Here is a 19,230-nt window from a genome sequence, read left to right as displayed (position 1 = left end):
GCTCAGGGCCTCCACTCGAGAATTTGCAGGCTGGGTTTGAGTACCACGGTAATGCCCTGGGCCGCCGCCAGGGGGGTATGGGTGCCGCGCAACGGGTCGTGTACCGTCCCAGCCTTGATCCGCGGGAAGTTCAGGTGGGTGCCGGTGGCGCTCCACAGCATCAGCAGCTTGCTGCCGTCCGGCTTGAGCCAGGGGATGGCGTAGAGGTCATCGGGCAGGTTGCTGACGCCGGGCGGGTCATCGGGGATCAGGCTCGGGCCGGTAATGTCGAGGAAGTTCTTCAGCGCGGTATAGACCGGTTTGGGGTTGGCCGCCAGGTCGAGCAGCCCGTAACCCTGGTCCCGTGCGCTGGCGCGGGTATCGAGGTCGCTGAGGTTGAATAGAAAGATGCGCTGGAAGTCCATGGCGGCCATTAAAGCCAGGCGGCGCAGGGTGTAGTCGGCCTGACCGTTGACGCCAATGATCGCCTGCATTTCCTTGGGCCCCGCATAGCTGGACCAGCCCCATTCGGTGGCCCATACCTGTTGCACGCCGTTGTTGTGCAGCAGTTCGTTCATGGCCCCGGCCCGGACCAGAAAGTCCCGGTCAGGCGGTGAGTCGCCCTCGGGGAACTCCGAATAAGGGTGGTAGGCGGCGACGATGTTCTGCGTGCCCAGCCCACCATCAACCAGGGTTTGCAGCATATATCCCGGTGTGCTGTGCATCTGGCTGTAGTAGGCCATGCCGGCAGTCACGATGGTGGTGTCCGGCACGGCGGTGCGCAGGGCGGCGGCGCTGGTGGTGAGCAGGCGCCCATAGGCGGCGGGGTTTTCCTTGGGCAGCCAGACAATATTCGGCTCGTTCCACACCTGCCAGTTGCCCACTTGTGGATAGCGCTTGGCCAGGGCAACCATGCGTGAGGCGAAGATGTTGTAGTCCTTGGGCGGGTACTGGTCGCGGCTGGCGGCCTTGGCCGGGGCACTGCTGGCAAAGGGCGCCGAGCCGACCAGATAGGCCAGGGTGTTGTACTTGTGTCTGGCGGCTTCGGCCATGGCGGCGTCGAGGTCGGTGAGGTCGTATTGCCCCTCCTTGGGTTCGATGATCGGCCAGTGGATGGTCTGGCGTACCCAGTTCAGCCCGAGCTTGTCGAGCTGTTCCATTTGCAGGCGATAGACGTCCGCCGGGAAATACTGGAACTGTACGTTGACCCCGAGGAAGTCCCTCCAGGCGATGGGGCGCGGGCCTTTAAGCACGGTTTCGGCATGGGCGGCACTGCTGCCCAGCAACAGCAGGCCGACGGCCAACAGGCGATTTCGCCAGGTCGTGGCCCGTTGCGGGAGTGAATTCTGTGGGAGCGAATTTATTCGCGAAGAAGCCGGTACATCCGGCGCGTTTGTATCGTCTGTCCTACTGCTTTCGCGAATGAATTCGCTCCCACGGAGTGAATCGTGAGAGCGAGGCTTGCCCGCGAATGCCGTGACGCGATGTGCCAGCAATAGCGCGTCGCTCAATTCGCGGGCAAGTCTCGCTCCCACAGGGCAGCAATTGTTTAGCAGGAGATCACGACACCGATTCATCAGTCATCCCCCGCGCAAGCCAGTTCGAACAACTGACGAAAACGTTCTGCCGTACGGCTCCAGACCCGCTCCCTGGCCAGGCTTGCGGCTCGGTCGGCCCAGGTCCGGGCCAGTTCCGGGTTGGCGCACAGTGTGCTCAGGGCCTGGGACAGCGCCGCGACATCGCCCTGAGGAAAGATCATGCCGTTGCCATGAGCGACCTCTTCGGCAAAGGAGCGGGCGTCGGACGTAATCGCCCCGCGCCCGCAGGCCACCGCCCAGGACAGCGCGCCACTGGTCCCGCGCAGTTTGCCCAGCAGCTTGAGTTTGCTCGATTCGCGGTACGGCAGGACCATTACGTGGTGGGCCTGAATGGTTGGTGCAATTTGCTCTGCAGGCAGGTCGAGCTGCCAGTCGATCGAGCCGATCAGGCCCAACTGGCTGATGCGTTGGCGCAGTTCGTCCAGGTAGCTGCCGGAGGGGCCGAACGCCATTTCCGGTTCGCTGCCACCGGCCAGGGTCAGGCGCACCCGCTCACGCAGGGCTGGTTGCTGGCTGATGCAGTCGGCCAGGGCGTCGAGCAGGTCTTCGATGCCTTTGCCGCGATAGATAAAGCCGAAATACAGCAGGCGCAGCGGCTCCAGCGGTGGTAGCGGCGCGGAATCGATGTCCGGATTGCCATGGGGGATCACCGCCATCTGTGCCTGGCTCAGGCCCATACGTTGGCGCAGGGCGGCGTTGCCGGCCTGGGTCAGGGTAACCAGCCGGGTCATGCCTTGGGCCACCTGGCGTTCTTCATACAGGCATAACGGATCGCTGAGCACCGTGGCGACCTGGGGCAGTGGCGACGGCAGCTTGCCTGCAATGGACAGTGGCCAGGGCAGACTGGCGCGACGCCAGACGAGGCGCTCGGGGTCGTGCACCGTAGCTGTCAGTGGCATGTGGGCAAAGCGCTGGCGCAGGGCGCGCAGGGCATGGAATTCTGCCAGGCGGCCGCCGCCCAGTTCGGCGTGGACCAGATCGATGCCATGCCAGTGGATCTGCGCCACATGGCGTTCGGCTTCCTGCGGATCGTTGCCGATCCCGGCCAGGGGCGTGCTGATCTGTACGCCGAGCTTTTGCAGGGCCTGCTTGAGGTGGCCGGCATAGTCGGCGATGCCGTTCTGTTCCGGTGGCAGCGGAGCGAGCAGGGCAATGTGCATATCACCCCCGACGGAAGCGGTTGAAGTAGTTGAGGACGCGCTCCGGCACCTCGAAACGACGGCGGTTGAGCACGATGCCATCGACGCGTTTGAACGCGGTATTGAGGGTGTTCAGGGCAATTTCCAGGGCGGGCACCGTGGTTTTTTCCGCACGGATGACCAACATGATCACGTCTGCTTCGCGCAGCAGCACGAAGGCCTCCTGATTACTGAAGAAGCTTGAGGCGTCGATCAGCAGGATTTCTCCCGGGGCTGCGGGGCCAGGACCTTCGATACGGACTTGATGGCCGTGATCCTCGAACAGGGTGCGCATGTGTTCGATGACAAAGCTCACCCCGTCGCCGCGGTTCAACGAAGTCATGCCCACCGCCAGGCCACGTTCGGCCACCTGGCCCAGAGGCAGGATGCCGTACAGTCGATAGAGGCTGGCGGTGAAGGCGCTGTTGCGCTCTGGCTGCCCGCCCTTGACGTCGGGCAGCGTACTCCAGACCGACACGCCAAAACGGCTTTCGATCTTGTCGCCGTCATGGATACGCTGGTCGAGCAGGTAGAAGAAATACATCGCCAGTAAGCCGATGGCCAGGCTCAGGGGAAACGCCAGCACCACCATCACCATGCTTTTCGGGAAGACCCGGCTGGGGTTGAGGGTAGCCTCCTCGATAATGGCGATGTTGCTGATCTGGCTCTTGTCCAGCTCGCGGTCGATGCGGGCTTTTTCCAGGCTGTCGGTGTACAGCGCGTAGCTTTTTTCCGTGGCGGCAAGTTCGCTTTGCAGGCGTGACAGCTCCGGCTCCAGGCTCAGGGCCAGTTGCCGGTCTTTCTCCAGTTGCGCCAGTTGCAGGTTCTGTTGGGCCAGTTGCGTTTGCAGGCGGGCGTAGCTGGTCTGCTGGTCGGCCAACACGTTCTGCATGCGGTTGTAGATCGGATTGGGGGTGATGTTTTCCGTGCGTTGCACGGTCGCTTCTTCCTTGTTTAGCAGTGCCCTGAGGTTCTTGATTTCTTCATTCAGGGCCAGCACGGGGGGCGCCTGCTCCTTGAACGAGCGAAGCAGTTCCTGGCGCTCGACTTCCTTGCCGTTGATGCGGTTTTGCAGATCCTGGCGGTTGGGGTTGAGGGCCAGTTCACGGCCGGCCGACACGGTTTTCGATTGCTTGGCCAGTTGTTGCTGAAGCATGTCCAGGCCGGCCTTGGTCGAGGCAATGGCGCGGATGGTGTTGTTGCGTTCGGTGCGCAGGTCATTCAGGCCCTGGGAGGTATCGGCCAGGCGCTGGCTGATGCTCACGGCACCGAGCTGGTTGAGGTAGCCCTGGATCTGCTGCTTGTGGTCGACGATCTCGGCCTGGCTGTCCTTGACCTCCGCCTCGTAGAAGGCGTACAGGCTGACCCGGCCCAGGGTCTGGGTGCGTTGTATCTGGTATTGCTCGACCCAGGTGCGTAACACGGTCTGGGCCACCACCGGGTCATTCCAGACAAAGCGCAGTTCCATGACCGCCGAGCCCGGATCGTGGCTGACCTTGAAATTCTTCTCCAGCTCTTCGGCCATGCGGTCTTCGGGCGAGCGTTTCTCCACCAGACCAATCAGTTGCAGGAAGCCGTGGCCGATATCCAGCACGGACCCGATGGCGCCCTTGATCAAGCGTTTGGTCGAGGCGAGAAAGCCGGTCTGTTGTGGCACCTGGGACAATTCATTGAGGTATTTGTCGGCCACGGCGCGCATGATCGGGCGCCCGGTGAGCATGCGTTCTTCGTCGAGGATCGGGTCACGCTGGGCGCTGGGGATGACGATGGCCTGGCGGTCGGAGAACTCGATCGGCACGGTACTGCTGTCACGGCCGGGCTTGACCAGCAGCAACGCCGTGGACTCGTAGCGGCTGGGCAGCAGGAAGGCGCCGAGCAGGATAATGATGAAGGACACCAGGACCGTGGCCTTGATCTCATCCTTGAAGATAAAAAACAGGCGCAACAGGTCGCGGAATGAACGGATATTAATCATGTCTGGGTCCCTGACTTATTGGCCGCTGCTGCGCAAGTTGTAATTCACGCCGAAGCCCAGCGACTTGGCGAAGGGGATCAGCTGATTGAAATACAGGTCTACGCCCGCTGCCTTGTTGCCTACCGAGGACTTGGGCACGAACACCACATCACCGCGTTGCAACAGGACCGGAGCCGTTGGGCCGCCGGGCGAGCCGGCCCAGAGCAGCTTGCTGTAGTCGAAGAAGTAGGTCTTGTAGAGGCCGTTGTCCTCCTGACGCAGCAGGGCGACCAGGCTGGCGTCGGCATCCGGGGCGACGCCGCCGGCGCCCATCAGCGCCTGTTCCAGAGTGGTGGTAACCGTGGCGGGCAGGGCCACCGGGTTGCGCACGGCGCCGCCGATGAACACCGTGTTGCTTGGCGTCTGGGTGATATTGATGGTCAGGGCGGTCTCGCGATAAACGTCGTGCAGCCGCGCTTCGAGACCGGCGATCAGTTGCGGCACGGTCAAGCCCGCAGCGGGCACGGAGCCGATATAGGGGTAGGAGAAGGTGCCGTCATTGAGCACCTGAAACAGCGTCAGCTCATAGATGGAGTTGGCGGTGAACGCCGAGATCGACGGGGCCTCGCCGGTGTTGCGCACGATGCGCAAGGTGTCGCCGGGACGGATGCGGGTCGGTGGCAACGGCTTGCCCGCCAGCGCCCGACCTGCGGCCTGCCCGGCGGCAATCACCGCATCATCCTCGGGCACGCCGATACGGGCGGGGGTATTGCAGGCACTGAGCACCAGTAGCGTCAGTGTCAGCCCAACAGGCAACAGAATGCCCCTTGCTCTGTCATGCATGATTACCACTCCCTGTCGGGTAAAACATCATGTCGGCAGTTGTGTTGCGGTGTGTTGCAATAAAACGCCCGGATACGTGCCACTACGACAGGCCTTGGCCCGTCAGACCCGTACCCGGGCAGAAACTTCTCTCACGCCTTGGCCGCCTCGCTGGGCACGCGGCCGTAGATATCGGTAAAGCGCACGATGTCGTCCTCGCCCAGATACTCGCCGCTCTGCACTTCGATCATCACCAGGTCGATCACCCCCGGATTGACCAGGCGATGGGTATGGCCGGGTTTGATAAAGGTTGACTCATTGGTGTCGAGCATGAATTCGCGCTCGCCATTGGTGACCTGAGCCATGCCGCTGACGACGATCCAGTGTTCGCTGCGGTGATGGTGCATTTGCAGCGACAGTGAACCTTGCGGCCGGACGACGATGCGCTTGATCTTGAAACGCTTGCCTTCTTCGAGCACGGTGTACGTGCCCCAGGGGCGCGTTACGGTGCGGTGCAGGCGGTAGGCGTCGTGGCCCTGGCGCTTGAGTTCCTGGGCGATCAGCTTGACCTCCTGGCTGCGCTTGCCATCGGCGATCAGCAGCGCGTCCGGGGTGTCGATGATGATCAGGTCGTCCAGGCCGATGGCGCCGACCAGACGTTTGGAGTCGATGTAGCAATTGCTCACGTCATGCAGCACGGTCTGGCCGTTGCACTGGTTGCCGTTGGAGTCCGCAGGCATCAGTTCGCGCAGGGCCTGCCAGGAACCGATATCGCTCCAGCCCAGTTGGCAGGGGATCACCGCGACCTTTTGCGAGCGTTCCATCAATGCGTAGTCAATGGAAATGTCCTCGGCCAGGGCAAAAGTGTCGCCGTCCAGCTCGACCTGCAATTCGCGTTGACCCTGTTTGCTGGCGCTGTTGGCCAGACAGGTGTCTACGGCGGCGAGTACGGCAGGGGCATGCTCGGCCAGCTCACGCAGCAGCACGTCAGCGCGCATGCAGAACATCCCGGCGTTCCACAGGTGCAGGCCGCCGTCCAGATAGCTTTGCGCGGTGGCGGCATCGGGTTTTTCGACGAAGCGCTCGACTTGATGGCCGTTATGGGCCAGCGACGGTCCCTGCTCGATGTAACCGAAGCCGGTCTCGGCCTTGGTCGGGCGGATGCCAAAAGTTACCAGCCAGCCTTGATCAGCCAGGGCTCGGGCGTCCTGCACGGCCTGGGTGAAGGCGGGCAGGTCGCTGATCAGATGATCGGCGGGCAGGATCAGCAATTGCGCATCATCCCCGTACAGGCGTGAGACGTGCAGCGCTGCTGCGGCGACCGCCGCGGCGGTGTTGCGGCCGAAGGGTTCAAGGATGAAATCCAGTTGGCAGCGGCCTTTGTTGAGCGTGCGGTAATCGTCCATCGTGCGGAAATACACTTCACGATTGGTCACGGTCAGCAGTCTTTCGACGCCGGGCAGGCCAGTGGCGCGCAGGAAGGTTTTTTGCAGCAGGCTTTCGCCATCGGGAAGACGCATGAACGGCTTGGGCATGGCTTCCCGCGAGACTGGCCAGAGTCGGGTGCCGGACCCGCCGGCAATGATGCAGGGGATGAGAGTACTCATCAGTAGGCCTCGCGAGTAAAGAGCACTGCCGGAACAGTGCGCAGAAGGATGTAGATGTCGAACCACACGGACCAGTTTTCGATGTACTCAAGATCGAACTCCACGCGTTTCTCGATCTTCTCCACGGTGTCTGTTTCACCACGATAACCATTGATCTGGGCCAGGCCGGTAATGCCAGGCTTGACCCGATGACGTGACGTGTACTCCTTCACCGCTTCCTCAAACAGAATCCCGGCCGCCTTGGTGGCGGTGGCGTGAGGACGTGGGCCGACCATGGACATGCTGCCGGCGACCACGTTGAACAACTGGGGCAGTTCATCCAGGCTGGTCTTGCGGATAAAGCGACCAACCCGGGTGACCCTGGCGTCCCCTCGGGTGGTCTGTTTCTCCGCTGTCGCATCGGCCTGGTGCTGATGCATCGAGCGGAATTTGCACACCTGAATCAGGCGGTTGTTGTACCCGTAGCGTTTCTGCCGGAACAGCACGGGGCCCGGCGAGTCCAGCTTGATCGCCAGGGCTATCATCAACATGATCGGCGACAACAGCAGCAGCGCCAGGGACGAAAACAGGATGTCCTCGGCGCGCTTGAAGAACGGTGACCAGCCGCTCAGGGGCATGTCCGACGCATTGAACATCGGCAGCTTGGCGACTTCGGTGATGCGGTTGTGGGCATGGCGGAAAGCGATCATGTCCGGGACCAGCAGCACGTTGACAGGCAGACGCCGCAGCTCGCGGATGATGTAGTCCATGCGGTTTTCTGCGGTCCAGGGCAATGCGACGAGTACCTGGGTGACCTTTTCCTCGCGAATCAGCCGTTCCAGGTCGCTGGAGTTGCCCAACATCGGCAGATTGGCCACCGTCTTGGGCATCCGGCCGATGCGATCATCGATAAAACCCGATACGCCGGAACGGATATCCTGATTTTCCAGCATGTATTCGGCCAGGCGCTGGCCGTTTTCCGTGGCGCCAAGAATCACCGCGTTCTGCAGGAAGAAGCCTTTTTTCATCTGGTGCTTGAACAGCGCCAGCAGGCCGATGCGTTCCACATAGAACAGCACCAGGCTGGCGATAAACCAGACCATCAGTTGATCCGGGGTGATGTAGATGAACAGGTTCAGGGCCTGGTGCATGAACAGCAACATGACGAAGGCGGCCGACCAGGCGATAAGGATCAGGCGCAGGCGCAGGGCATTGCTGAACAGCGCTTCGGAATAGAGTCCCAAGGCCTGGAACAGCAGGACGCAGACGAAGCCGAAAAATGTCAGGGTGAAGTAGTAGGTGTCTGGGGGTGTGGCTGTGTTGGCGTCATGCCAGAACGCCAGGATCAACAGGCCGGGTATCAGGGCAGTGATACCGTGCATAAGGCGCACACCGAAGAGAAAGTATTCGATCAGGCTGGTACGTGTGAGCGAAAGACTGTCAACAGGTTGCAACCGCATAATGCTCCCTCACTGCTTCGATCCATGAATGGCATCCGCTGCCGGGCAATGGAATCAGGCGTATGCACGACAATGGTCAATTAAATGACTAATTGTAATTTTTTGTTGAATGTAGACGGTATTTTGTCGTTGTGGGTGTTTTTACAGATAAATTTCTAGACGGATCGTCAGAAAATTACTATTTGCACCAAAGTACTAATCACTTATTCAGTAGGACTTTTCTACTCATGCGACAGAAAAATCCCCTCAAATGGGTGTCTGGCTTGAGTAAAGTAGATGAAACGGCATCTGTCACATGAGTGAATGGATGAATTGGATCCCGTTTCCGTGGTGGTGCCATGATTGCTGGCATTACTTTTTTACGGCGTGGCTTTTTTCACGGCGGCTGCTGTCCACATCGGATGCAACGGATTATTGAGAGGGAGCGGTAATGAGCGAGCGCAGGGCAATTCTGATTCTTCACGGCAAACAATCCCTCAATGAAGAGGTCCGCGAGGCGGTCAACGCCAAGCGGCAGCAGGGCTGGGAAGTTGATGTGCGCCTGACCTGGGAGGGCGGCGATGCCCAACGTCTGGTTGTTGAAGCCCTGGCTGCCGGACATCGACATATTATTGCCGGTGGTGGCGACGGTACGTTGCGCGACATCGCCGAAGCCATGGCCGGCTCCGAAGCCGCGATGGTTGCCATGCCCCTGGGCACGGCCAATGACTTCGCCCGTGCCGCCGGTCTCGGCCTGCTGCCCAGGTCGGCCCTCGACTTACTCGATGCGCCCATACACAGCGTCGATCTGGGGGAAGTGGACGGCAATTTGTTTCTGAATATGGCAACCGGCGGCTTTGGCAGCCAGGTGACTGCCAATACCTCCGAGGACCTGAAGAAAATTCTGGGTGGCGCGGCCTATCTGTTTACCGGGCTGTCGCGTTTCAGCGAGCTGCGTGCCGTGCACGGCGAACTCAACGGTCCGGACTTCCACTGGAGTGGCGAATTATTGGCACTCGGTATCGGCAATGGTCGTCAAGCGGGTGGCGGTCACGTGCTGTGTCCGTCGGCGCTGATCGATGACGGTCTGCTGGACGTCAGTATCCTGCCAGCGCCCAAGGAGTTGGTCGGCACCCTCAAGGGCCTGCTCGAGGGTGGACTGGGGCTGGATAACATGTTTGTTCGGGCGCGGTTGCCGTGGGTCGAGCTGAAGTCGGAGCAGGGGCTGGATATCAATCTCGACGGCGAACCGCTGGCAGGGGAGCATTTGCGCTTCGAGGTGCGCAGTGGTGCCTTGCGGATGCATTTGCCGAATCATTCGCCATTGTTGAAGCGGCATGCTGCCCAGATCAAATGATGCACGGCAGTTTGGGGAGGCAATTCTCTGAGCGCACAGTGTGGGAGCGAATTCATTCGCGAAAGCGTTATTTCAGACGATGCAAATGCGTCAGATCTACTGGCCTGGTCGCGAATGAGTTCGCTCCCACAGTCGTCTCCAGGAAACCTGCCTGCGACTCAATCATCCAGACTGATGATCTGCTCGCGCACGCAAAACAGTACCAGCCCGGCGACGTCGAAAATCTGCAGGCGTTTCATGATCTGCGAGCGGTGGGTTTCCACGGTCTTGATGCTCAGGCCCAGACCGCTGGCGATTTCCCGGGTCGATTTGCCACGCACGATCAGGCGCAGGATTTCCAGTTGACGGCCGGTAAGGTTGTGGTTTTCGACGGCTTCGGGTTTGTTGGCCTGCACGCTGGTCAGGGCCTGGTTGATCACCGTATGAGCGATGGCCGGGCTCAGGTAGCGCTCGCCGTTGCGCAGGGCGTCGAGCGCCTGCTCCAGCTCGGTGGCTGTGGCGTCCTTGAGCAGGTAGCCATGGGCGCCCATCTCCAGGGCGCGCATGATCATATCCGGCTCGGTGTGCATCGACAGAATCAGCACCTTGCTGTCGGGTAGCACGTCGCGCAGTTTTGCCAGGGCGTCGAGGCCATTGGTCTCGCGCATGGAGATGTCCAGCAGGATGATGTCCGGCTGCAGCGCCAGTGCCAGTTCCGAAAGCTGGCTGCCGTCGGCCGCTTCACCGATCACCGCGTAGCCGGGAATATCCGCTACCAGGGCGCGCACGCCGGCCCTGATCAGCGAATGGTCGTCGATCAATAGCAAATTGCAGGTCATGTTGGCTTCTTGTTCGTATGGGCTCTTTCATGGGCGCGTGGTGCCCAGGGGAACAGCACGTTGATCTGCGTGCCACGGCCGGGTTCGCTGTGCACCGACCAGGTGCCGCCCAGCAGTGCAACGCGCTCGGCCATTCCGGCCATGCCGCGCTGACCCTGCTGGCCAGGGTTGGGCGCCGGGTCGAAGCCCAGGCCATCATCGGTTATCAGCAGGGTCAAGCCCTCGGGCAGGCGTTGCAGGCGCACCAGCAAGTTCTTGGCATGGGCGTGGCGCAGCATATTGGTCACCGCTTCCTGGGTGATGCGGAACGCCGCCACGGACATCTCTTCGGGAATCCCCGCCAGGCGTTGCTGACACTCCAGGCTCCAGTGCACCTGACTGTCGGCCAGGGTGCGCAGCAGGTGAGCGCGCAGGCTGGCTTCCAGACCCAGGCTGGTAAGTTGCCGTGGGTTGAGGATGGCCGACAGGTCGCGGACTTTTTCCAGGGTCTCGTCCAGGGTATTGGCAAGCTGAATACTGTAGGTGCACAACTCTTCAGGCAGGCGGCGTTGCAGCCATTCGCACTGCATCTTGGCGGCAGTGAGCATCTGGCCGATATCGTCGTGCAGTTCGCGGCTGAGGCGGTGGCGTTCGGTTTCCTGAACTTCGAGCATGCGGTCGGCCAGCTCTTGAGGCTGGAATTTGATCGAGTGATCGGTGCGCAATTGGCTATGCAGGATGCTGGCGAGGGCCGCCAGGTTGAGCAGCAGCAGGCTGACCGGGAATTCCGAAGAAGTCAGATAAAGCGCGATATTGCCTGCAATAGAACCGAAACACAGAACAGCTGTGAGCCAACGGGAATTTTTCGTACTGAGCGGCCAAAGCCTTGAATATCGAGTGCTGACGTGCATAGCGGCTGGAGCCATCGGGTGGTCACTGCGGATAACCTGAATCAATCACTTCAGGTCAATGTCAGTCACTGTGTCGTAGCACAGTTTCCGGAAAGCCATGATCAATTCTCGGGTCGTGATATTACCTTAATGTTGCAACAATTCATCATAGGATCGTCGTAAATAAGACTATCAGTTAATCCGCCGAGCATTGTCGGCAACTTATCTTGTCCGGATGATCAGAAGTTTTGGCTCGTTGCTTTTTTTTGAGTGGGCTGGTATCGGCCAGGCTTATCGACAATTGTCCCGGCATTGGCAGGCAGGTTTATCACCAACTTGCTGTTTCATCGCGTGATTGACGTCGATATAGCGCTACAACGGGAAGAATTGTCGTTTTTGGATAACGGCTGCGCGGGTTATTGTGCCACTACGCTGTGCTCAGGCGTGGCGCTCGCAGGTCAGATTGCCCGACTGCGGCTGGCTGGCCCAGGCCTGGGGGCTGTCGAGGCCGCACTGGAAGGCCAGACGCTCCAGCAGTTCGCGTTGTTCGCTGTCATCCAGTGGCATCTGCCCGCTGCGTCGATCTATGAACTCCAACTGCCAGGCCAGCAGGGTGATGCAGCTTTTCAGGGTATGCAGGGGGTCGCCTTGCAGGGCGACGCCGGGGCAGGCGGCGTCCAGTAAATCGTGCAGTTGCCTGGCAAATGCGGCGATGCGCGCGACGCAGGCGACGTCGGCTTTTACGGTCAGATTACGCAGCGAGGCCAGCAAGCAATCGATTGCGTCGCGGTCATCAGCGATGAGTTCCAGGTGCGCCAGGCATTCCTGCGAGCGCATTAACAGCGTTTCCGATTCGCTGAGGAATTCGCAGTGTTGCTGCTGCCACTCTTGCTCGTTCAGCATGCTTCATCTCCACACGTCATGGATGGCGACCGACTTGGCGGCGCGGCGAGTGGCTGAAAGTTAATGCGGATTTCAAAGGAAAGTCTGTAGGACGATTCCGATTGTTGCCAGCTAATGGCATTCTGCATTGCAGTACTATTGCTAAGTGATGGCGTAATGATATTGTTTGCGGGCATTGTGTGTTCTGCCCAGACGAGCACGGCATCAGCTGCGCTCTGGCGAGAACGCTTGAAGGTGTTGCTCGATTGGCTGGCCGCGAACGCAAACAAAAGCCTGACTCCATTCATGCAATGAGAATGACGTCACAATAATGGCTATCAGATGTTGGGAATATCGGGTCAGCCCCGATTGCTGGTAAGGCGTACCCTTAGGGGCAGTAAGGCCCACGCCGTGAGCGTGCAGGTCGGAAGACAGACATCAGTAAAGCATGATGTTAATGTGACATCAATGGGCTGGCATGGCATTTTATAACAATTAAGGTCCCGCTGTTTTCAGCCGATAACAGGTTAGTGGACTCAACTGTATACACGCTTCAGGAGCTCTAAATGGCTGGCATTCTCGACTCGGTAGATCAACGCACACAGCTGGTGGGCGAGAATCGCCTGGAAATCCTCATGTTTCGCCTGGCCGGTCGACAGCTGTTCGCGATCAACGTGTTCAAGGTGCAGGAAGTCCTGCAACTGCCGAAACTGACCCTGATGCCCCAGCGCCATCCATTCGTTTGTGGTGTGGTCAACCTGCGCGGTCAGACCCTGCCAGTGATTGACCTGTCCCAGGCCATTGGCATGCGTCCTCTGGTGCCGGGTGAGAACAGCACCATCATCGTCACCGAGTACAACCGTTCGGTGCAGGCTTTCCTGGTTGGCGGCGTGGACCGCATCGTCAACATGAACTGGGAAGCGATCATGCCGCCGCCGACCAGCGCCGGTCGTCAGCACTACCTGACAGCCATCAGCAAGGTCGATGACCAGCTGGTGGAAATCATCGACGTCGAGAAAGTTCTGGCCGAAATTGTCCCTTACAACGCCAAGGTTTCCCGCGACAAGCTGGAAGACCCGGTGCTGGAACAGGCGCGCGGTCGTGAAATTCTGTTGGTGGACGATTCCAAGGTCGCCCTGTCCCAGCTCAAGGACACGCTGTCCCAGCTCGGGGTCAAGCTGCACACCGCCAGCGACGGCCTCAAGGCGCTGAACATGCTCAAGGCCTGGGCCGATAGTGGCGTGGTCATGACCGACAAGCTGCTGATGGTTTTCACCGACGCCGAAATGCCTGAGATGGACGGTTATCGCCTGACCACGGAGATTCGTGACGATCCGCGCCTGCGTGGCCTTTACGTGGTGCTGCACACTTCCCTGTCGGGCAGCTTCAACGAATCCATGGTGAAAAAGGTCGGCTGCGACAACTTCCTGTCCAAGTTTCAGCCGGACAAACTGGTTGATGTCGTGCGCGAACGCATCATGCTCGACAACGCTTGAGTATCTGCCTGACCTGTCATTAAGCTGCGACTTCGTTGTTGCAGCTTAAATTCTCAAGGACCCGGTCATGCATCTCAGCGCGCTCTATCGTTTCCCCCTCAAGTCCTGCAAGCCCGAACCGCTGCAACAGGCGGCATTCGACGGGCTTGGCCTGGCCGGGGATCGACGCTGGATGCTGGTGGATGAAGCCAGCGGACGCTTCTTCACCCAGCGGGCCCTGCCGCAGATGTCGCAGTTGTCGGTGCTGTGGAATGGCGCCGGCGGCGTCACACTCTCTGCGCCAGGGCTGAACCCGCTGGATGTGCCTCTCCCGCAAGACATTGAAGCGAACCTGCGCGGCGTGACTGTGTGGCGCGATACCTTGCGCGTTCCGGATGCCGGTGATGAAGCTGCCCATTGGGTCAGCGAATTCCTCGGCAAGCCGACGCGGATGGTCCATTTGCCGGATCAGAGGGCGCGCTGGCTGCCCAGTGGTTATGGCGCCATCGACGACCGGGTGAGCTTCGCCGATGGCTTTCCGCTGCTGTTGATTGGTCAGGGTTCGCTGGATGACCTGTCATCGCGCATTGGTCGGCCTCAGGAAATGCTGCGTTTCCGTCCCAACCTGGTGGTGGAGGGTGCCGAGGCGTTTGCCGAAGATAACTGGAAGCGTCTGCGCATTGGCGATATGGAATTCCGCCTGCTCAAGGGCTGCTCGCGCTGCATCCTGACCACCATCGATCCGGCCACGGGCGAGCGCAATGCCGACCGCGAGCCCCTGACTACCCTCAAGACCTATCGCGAACGCGAAGGCGAGATCTGGTTCGGGCAGAACATGGTCAATGACGGGCCGGGCGTGCTGGAGGTAGGGATGGAAGTGGAGGTGTTGGAGTAGGTGTCGCCCGGCTGGCGAGCCAGCCCTGCGGATGAGCGTTGTGGGAGCGAATTCATTCGCGAAGAGGTCAGTACAGCCGACATATCCCTATCTTCTGAAATACCGCTTTCGCGAATGAATTCGCTCCCACAGTTCGGACGTCCAAAAAATCGGTTACGTCAGTATTGACTCGACATCACAAATCGTCAAAGAAGCGCTCATGCCAATCAACGAGCGGCTGTGGTGCATTGAGTTTCTGTCCGTAGATCACCGAATATGACAGCACGTTCTGCACGTACTGACGCGTTTCGTCGAACGGGATACTTTCTACCCAGACATCGAAGGCCAGATGGTTAGCGCCCTTTAGCCACTGGCGTACGCGGCCGGGACCGGCGTTATAAGCGGCGGAAGCCAGTACCCGATTGCCATTGAACTGGCTATGTACCTGGCTCAGGTAGGCAGCGCCCAACTGGATGTTCTTGTCCGGGTCCAGCACCTGCTCCGAAGAGGCGAGGGGGATGCTGAACTTGCGCGCGGTCTCCTTGGCTGTGGCGGGCATCAGTTGCATCAGGCCGCTGGCGCCGACGCCGGAGCGGGCGTCATCCATGAAGGCGCTTTCCTGACGGGTAATGGCAAACACCCAGCTGGAATGCAGGCCACGAACACCGGCTTCACGGACCAGTGTTTCGCGGTGGGCCATCGGGAAGCGGATATCCAGGTCATCCCAGTACTGCGCCTGACTGATGGTGCGGATCGCCGGGAAGTACCATTTCAGGTCATAGGCCAGCTTGGCCTGGGCAACCATCTCGTCACGGCTGAACTGGCGGCTGGCGTAATACCATTCGCGACGACCATCGACGACCTGGCCGCGATCATGAAACTCCAGTGCGCGCCGAATGCCGGGGGTATTGCGCACCTTGGTAATGGTGGCCTGGCTCAGCAGCAGCGGTTTGTTCAGAAGTTGATACGGGCTTTGTGTGCGGTCGGCGGCGAGGAAACCATAGAAATCGCGCTCCTTGGCCACACCCTTGTACAGGCTGGGGATCAGCGGGTTATTCGGCTGGGCCAGCTCCAGGGCGCGGGCTTCCCAGTACTTCCAGCGATTGGTATCGGCCAGGTCCTTGGGCAGGCGGCGGGTCAGTTCGTAGGCGTCTTCCCAACGACCCAGGCGCAGCAGCAGGCGCAGGCGCCATTCAGTGACGGTGTTGTCTCGCAGGTCCGGGTCATATTTGGTCATGATTTCCAGAGCCCGGTCGTCGTAACGGCGGGCCAGGGTCAGGCCGATCTCCTTGGCAATGGCTACCTGCTCCTCGCGGGAAAAGTGCAGGCGCACCGCATAGCCGTCGAGCATTTCCAGGGCTTTCTGCGGGTCTTGCTTGGCCAGGCGGCGCAGGCCGAGGCCGACGACATCAGACATGGCCTCATCGACCGGGGCGAACTGCGCCGGGTTATTGAGCATTTCGGGCTTCTGCGCCACGGCAATCAACAGGCGGCCCTGGGGCGCCAGGCTGTTGAGGCTGTTGACCAGGGCATTGGCCAGGCTGTAGTTGCCCTCCTGAGCGGCCAGCTTGGCGCGTTGCCAGCGTTTCTGCTCCGTCAACTGGCCTTCGGCGGCCCACTGGCCGAACAGGCCGTCACAGGACGACGGCAGGGTCTTGCCGGTCATCCACAGCTTTTCGGCGCTGGCATAGCCTTCGGCGCGCTGGTTGTGGCTCATCTGGTACTGGCCGTAGAGGCAGTCCAGCTCGGTGAAATTCATTTTCGCGTCGTAGTACCTGGCGAAGGTATCCCAGTCACCGCGATCGACCAGCCAGCGCAGCCATTTGAGCTTCATCCAGTTGGCCTGGGGCAGATCGCCATGATCGGCGAGGAATTTCTCGATTTCCTCGTTGCTGGCGGTCTTCAGGCGCGCCGACAGCTCGTCATATTCCAGATAGGGTTGCAGCGGGTAGTCGGCCAGGGCGGCGCTGTACATGCGCATAGGGCCGCTGTCGCCCTTGGCGAGGGCGCGTTTGGCTTCGTCGTAGTATTGGCGCTGTTGGTTGAGATCGGCTGCCTGGAGGGTCTGGGCAGCGGTTGCCGATAAAAGCAGGCAGGAAAAAAGACTGAGCAAACGACTGCGCATGAGACTTCCGAGCAGATGAATCGTGAAAAGTGGCGCTAGCTTAGCCTTTTGCAGGCAGGGGGCGAAAGCACCGTTGACCGGGCGCAGAAAGACAGTCGTAGAAGCGATGCATGCCCACGAAGGCAATAGCGCGTGTAACACAGCTTTTGTGGCAGTAATGCACCTTGGCGGGCAAGCCTCGTACCTACGGGATCTGTGGTTGTCCGAGGGGTATGTCGTACGGAAATAAACCGTCGGTATAAAAGAAGGCTTTCGCGCACGATATCTCAGGTAGAATGCGCGCCCGGTTTTTGGAGAAGCTCATGACCCTGCTCAAATTCAGCGATGTGTCCCTTGCGTTCGGCGCCATGCCGTTGTTGGACAAGGTGTCCTGGCAGATCGCCCGTGGTGAGCGGGTGTGCATCATCGGTCGCAACGGCACTGGCAAGTCCAGCATGCTGAAGCTGGTCAAGGGCGTGCAGAAGCCCGATGACGGTGCCGTATGGCGCGCGCCGGGCCTGAAGATCGGCGAGTTGCCCCAGGAATTGCCGGTGGCTGACGCGCGTACCGTGTTCGACGTGGTAGCCGACGGTCTGGATGGTGTGGGCGCCCTGCTCGCCGAGTACCATCACCTGGCGCAGAACTGCGTTACCGAAGAAGACCTGGACAAGCTGATGCACGTGCAGCAGGCGCTGGAAGCCCGTGACGGCTGGCGTTTGCAGCAACTGGTCGACAGCACCCTGAGCCGCCTGCAACTGCCGGCCGACAAGACCCTCGCCGAGCTGTCCGGCGGCTGGCGTCGCCGCGTGCTGCTGGCCCAGGCCCTGGTCTCCGAGCCGGATCTGCTGCTGCTCGACGAACCGACCAACCACCTGGATATCGGTGCCATCGCCTGGCTGGAAGAGGCGCTGAAGGATTTCCAGGGCGCCGTGCTGTTCATCACGCACGACCGTTCCTTCCTGCAGAACCTGGCCACGCGCATCCTCGAACTGGATCGCGGCGGCCTGATCGACTGGAACGGCGACTACGCTAGCTTCCTGGTGCACAAGGAAGCGGCCCTGGCGGCTGAAGAGACCGCCAACGCGCTGTTCGACAAGCGCCTGGCCCAGGAAGAAGTGTGGATCCGCCAGGGCATCAAGGCCCGGCGGACCCGTAACGAAGGCCGCGTACGCGCCTTGAAAGCCTTGCGCGTCGAGCGCAGCGACCGTCGCGAGCGCACCGGCAAGGCCAATATCCAGCTCGATACCGCTGACAAGTCCGGCAAGCAGGTCATGTCCCTGGAAAACGTCAGCTTTGCCCATCCGGGCGGGCCGATGCTGATCAAGGACTTCTCCATGGTTCTGCAGCGCGAAGACCGCATCGGTCTGCTGGGCGCCAACGGTACCGGCAAGACCACGCTGCTCAAGCTGATGCTGGACAACCTGCAACCGACCAGCGGCAAGGTCGAAGTGGGGACGCGTCTGGAAGTGGCTTACTTCGACCAGTTGCGTCATCAGCTCGATCTGGAAAAGACCGTGATCGACAACGTCGCCGAAGGCCGCGATTTCATCGATATCGACGGCCAGAGCCGCCATGTGCTGAGCTATCTGGGCGACTTCCTGTTCAGCCCGCAGCGTGCGCGCACACCGGTCAAGGCGCTGTCCGGTGGCGAGCGTGCCCGCCTGCTGCTGGCCAAGCTGTTCAGCAAACCCGCCAACCTGCTGGTCCTCGACGAACCGACCAACGACCTGGACGTTGAAACCCTGGAGCTGCTCGAGGAAGTGCTGTCAGCGTTCAAGGGCACCGTGCTGATGGTCAGTCACGACCGGGCATTCCTCGACAACGTGGTCACCAGCACTCTGGTCTTCGAAGGCGAGGGCAAGGTTCGTGAATACGTCGGCGGTTATCAGGATTGGTTGCGTCAGGGCGGTTCGCCACGTCTGCTGGGCGTGACCGACACCAAGTCGGGCAAGGCCGAGCTGGCCAGCGCCGTGGTCGAGGCGACTCCGGTCGCTGCGCAGGAGATGCCGGTAGCTTCGGCCAAGAAGAAGCTCAGCTACAAGCTGCAGCGCGAGCTGGAAGCGCTGCCGGGGCAGATCGACGAGGTCGAGAAGCAGATCGCTGCCCTGACCGCCGAGATGGCCGCGCCCGGTTTCTATCAGAAGCCTGCGGAACAGACCGCCGCTGCTCTGGCGCAATTGGAAAACCGTCAGGGCGAGCTGGACGCCCTGCTGGAGCGCTGGGCTGAGCTGGACGAGTAAGCGATAAAAAAGCCCGATCGATGATCGGGCTTTTTCTTGGCCGTAGTGGTGATTC

The 19,230-nt window shown here is 60.6% G+C and carries 14 protein-coding genes; 4 read left to right on the top strand and 10 right to left on the bottom strand.

Features of this window, described 5'->3' with window-relative positions; genetic code table 11:
* Nucleotides 1-2: 2 nt before the first annotated feature.
* From ACCD02_RS19105 to ACCD02_RS19080, 6 genes are all read right to left on the bottom strand, one after another.
* Complete coding sequence (locus tag ACCD02_RS19105; RefSeq protein ID WP_413305133.1) at nucleotides 3-1,286, bottom strand: beta-galactosidase; 1,284 nt, start codon at nucleotides 1,284-1,286, stop codon at nucleotides 3-5.
* Between the two features lie 269 nt (nucleotides 1,287-1,555).
* Entirely contained in the window at nucleotides 1,556-2,737 is a 1,182-nt protein-coding gene (locus tag ACCD02_RS19100) for a glycosyltransferase (RefSeq protein WP_413305051.1), read from the bottom strand.
* A gap of 1 nt (nucleotide 2,738) precedes the next feature.
* Nucleotides 2,739-4,730, bottom strand: a complete 1,992-nt coding sequence (locus tag ACCD02_RS19095) for an exopolysaccharide transport family protein (RefSeq protein ID WP_413305048.1) — start codon at nucleotides 4,728-4,730, stop codon at nucleotides 2,739-2,741.
* A 15-nt stretch (nucleotides 4,731-4,745) separates the two neighbouring features.
* Nucleotides 4,746-5,552, bottom strand: a complete 807-nt coding sequence (locus tag ACCD02_RS19090; RefSeq protein WP_413305045.1) for a polysaccharide biosynthesis/export family protein — start codon at nucleotides 5,550-5,552, stop codon at nucleotides 4,746-4,748.
* A 131-nt stretch (nucleotides 5,553-5,683) separates the two neighbouring features.
* On the bottom strand, nucleotides 5,684-7,138 hold the full coding sequence (locus tag ACCD02_RS19085) for a mannose-1-phosphate guanylyltransferase/mannose-6-phosphate isomerase (protein WP_413305043.1): 1,455 nt from the start codon (nucleotides 7,136-7,138) through the stop codon (nucleotides 5,684-5,686).
* Nucleotides 7,138-8,577 (bottom strand): undecaprenyl-phosphate glucose phosphotransferase, encoded by a 1,440-nt coding sequence (locus tag ACCD02_RS19080; protein WP_413305040.1) that lies wholly within the window; start codon nucleotides 8,575-8,577, stop codon nucleotides 7,138-7,140. Before ACCD02_RS19080 ends, ACCD02_RS19085 begins: the two co-directional genes overlap by 1 nt.
* Before the next feature lie 430 nt (nucleotides 8,578-9,007).
* Between ACCD02_RS19080 and yegS the strand changes: the two genes are divergently transcribed.
* Complete coding sequence (gene yegS / locus ACCD02_RS19075; RefSeq protein ID WP_413305037.1) at nucleotides 9,008-9,913, top strand: lipid kinase YegS; 906 nt, start codon at nucleotides 9,008-9,010, stop codon at nucleotides 9,911-9,913.
* A 158-nt stretch (nucleotides 9,914-10,071) separates the two neighbouring features.
* Here the strand turns inward: yegS and ACCD02_RS19070 are convergent, their stop codons facing one another.
* The 3 genes from ACCD02_RS19070 to ACCD02_RS19060 form a co-directional block, all read right to left on the bottom strand.
* Nucleotides 10,072-10,731 carry a response regulator gene (locus tag ACCD02_RS19070; protein WP_413305034.1) on the bottom strand — a complete coding sequence of 220 codons (660 nt, stop codon included), beginning with the start codon at nucleotides 10,729-10,731 and terminating at the stop codon, nucleotides 10,072-10,074.
* Nucleotides 10,728-11,621, bottom strand: coding sequence for a sensor histidine kinase (locus ACCD02_RS19065; protein WP_413305130.1), 894 nt, complete (start codon nucleotides 11,619-11,621; stop codon nucleotides 10,728-10,730). The genes ACCD02_RS19070 and ACCD02_RS19065 overlap by 4 nt, the downstream gene beginning before the upstream one ends.
* A gap of 417 nt (nucleotides 11,622-12,038) precedes the next feature.
* Nucleotides 12,039-12,503: a hypothetical protein gene (locus tag ACCD02_RS19060; protein ID WP_413305032.1), complete on the bottom strand. Its 465-nt coding sequence runs from the start codon at nucleotides 12,501-12,503 to the stop codon at nucleotides 12,039-12,041.
* A 545-nt stretch (nucleotides 12,504-13,048) separates the two neighbouring features.
* Here ACCD02_RS19060 and ACCD02_RS19055 point away from each other — a divergent pair.
* Both ACCD02_RS19055 and ACCD02_RS19050 read left to right on the top strand, forming a co-directional pair.
* Entirely contained in the window at nucleotides 13,049-13,978 is a 930-nt protein-coding gene (locus ACCD02_RS19055) for a chemotaxis protein CheV (protein WP_413305030.1), read from the top strand.
* 67 nt (nucleotides 13,979-14,045) lie between these two features.
* Complete coding sequence (locus ACCD02_RS19050; RefSeq protein ID WP_413305027.1) at nucleotides 14,046-14,852, top strand: MOSC domain-containing protein; 807 nt, start codon at nucleotides 14,046-14,048, stop codon at nucleotides 14,850-14,852.
* A 175-nt stretch (nucleotides 14,853-15,027) separates the two neighbouring features.
* Here ACCD02_RS19050 and ACCD02_RS19045 read toward each other — a convergent pair whose 3' ends face one another.
* Nucleotides 15,028-16,956, bottom strand: coding sequence for a transglycosylase SLT domain-containing protein (locus tag ACCD02_RS19045; RefSeq protein WP_413305024.1), 1,929 nt, complete (start codon nucleotides 16,954-16,956; stop codon nucleotides 15,028-15,030).
* A 302-nt stretch (nucleotides 16,957-17,258) separates the two neighbouring features.
* Between ACCD02_RS19045 and ACCD02_RS19040 the strand changes: the two genes are divergently transcribed.
* Nucleotides 17,259-19,175: an ATP-binding cassette domain-containing protein gene (locus ACCD02_RS19040; protein ID WP_413305022.1), complete on the top strand. Its 1,917-nt coding sequence runs from the start codon at nucleotides 17,259-17,261 to the stop codon at nucleotides 19,173-19,175.
* Nucleotides 19,176-19,230: the final 55 nt, after the last annotated feature.

The sequence above is a fragment of the Pseudomonas sp. Pseusp88 genome (genome assembly GCF_047303955.1).
GTDB lineage: Bacteria > Pseudomonadota > Gammaproteobacteria > Pseudomonadales > Pseudomonadaceae > Aquipseudomonas.
Note: the sequence above shows the minus strand (reverse complement) of the source record. Positions and strands in the feature narration are given on the sequence as shown.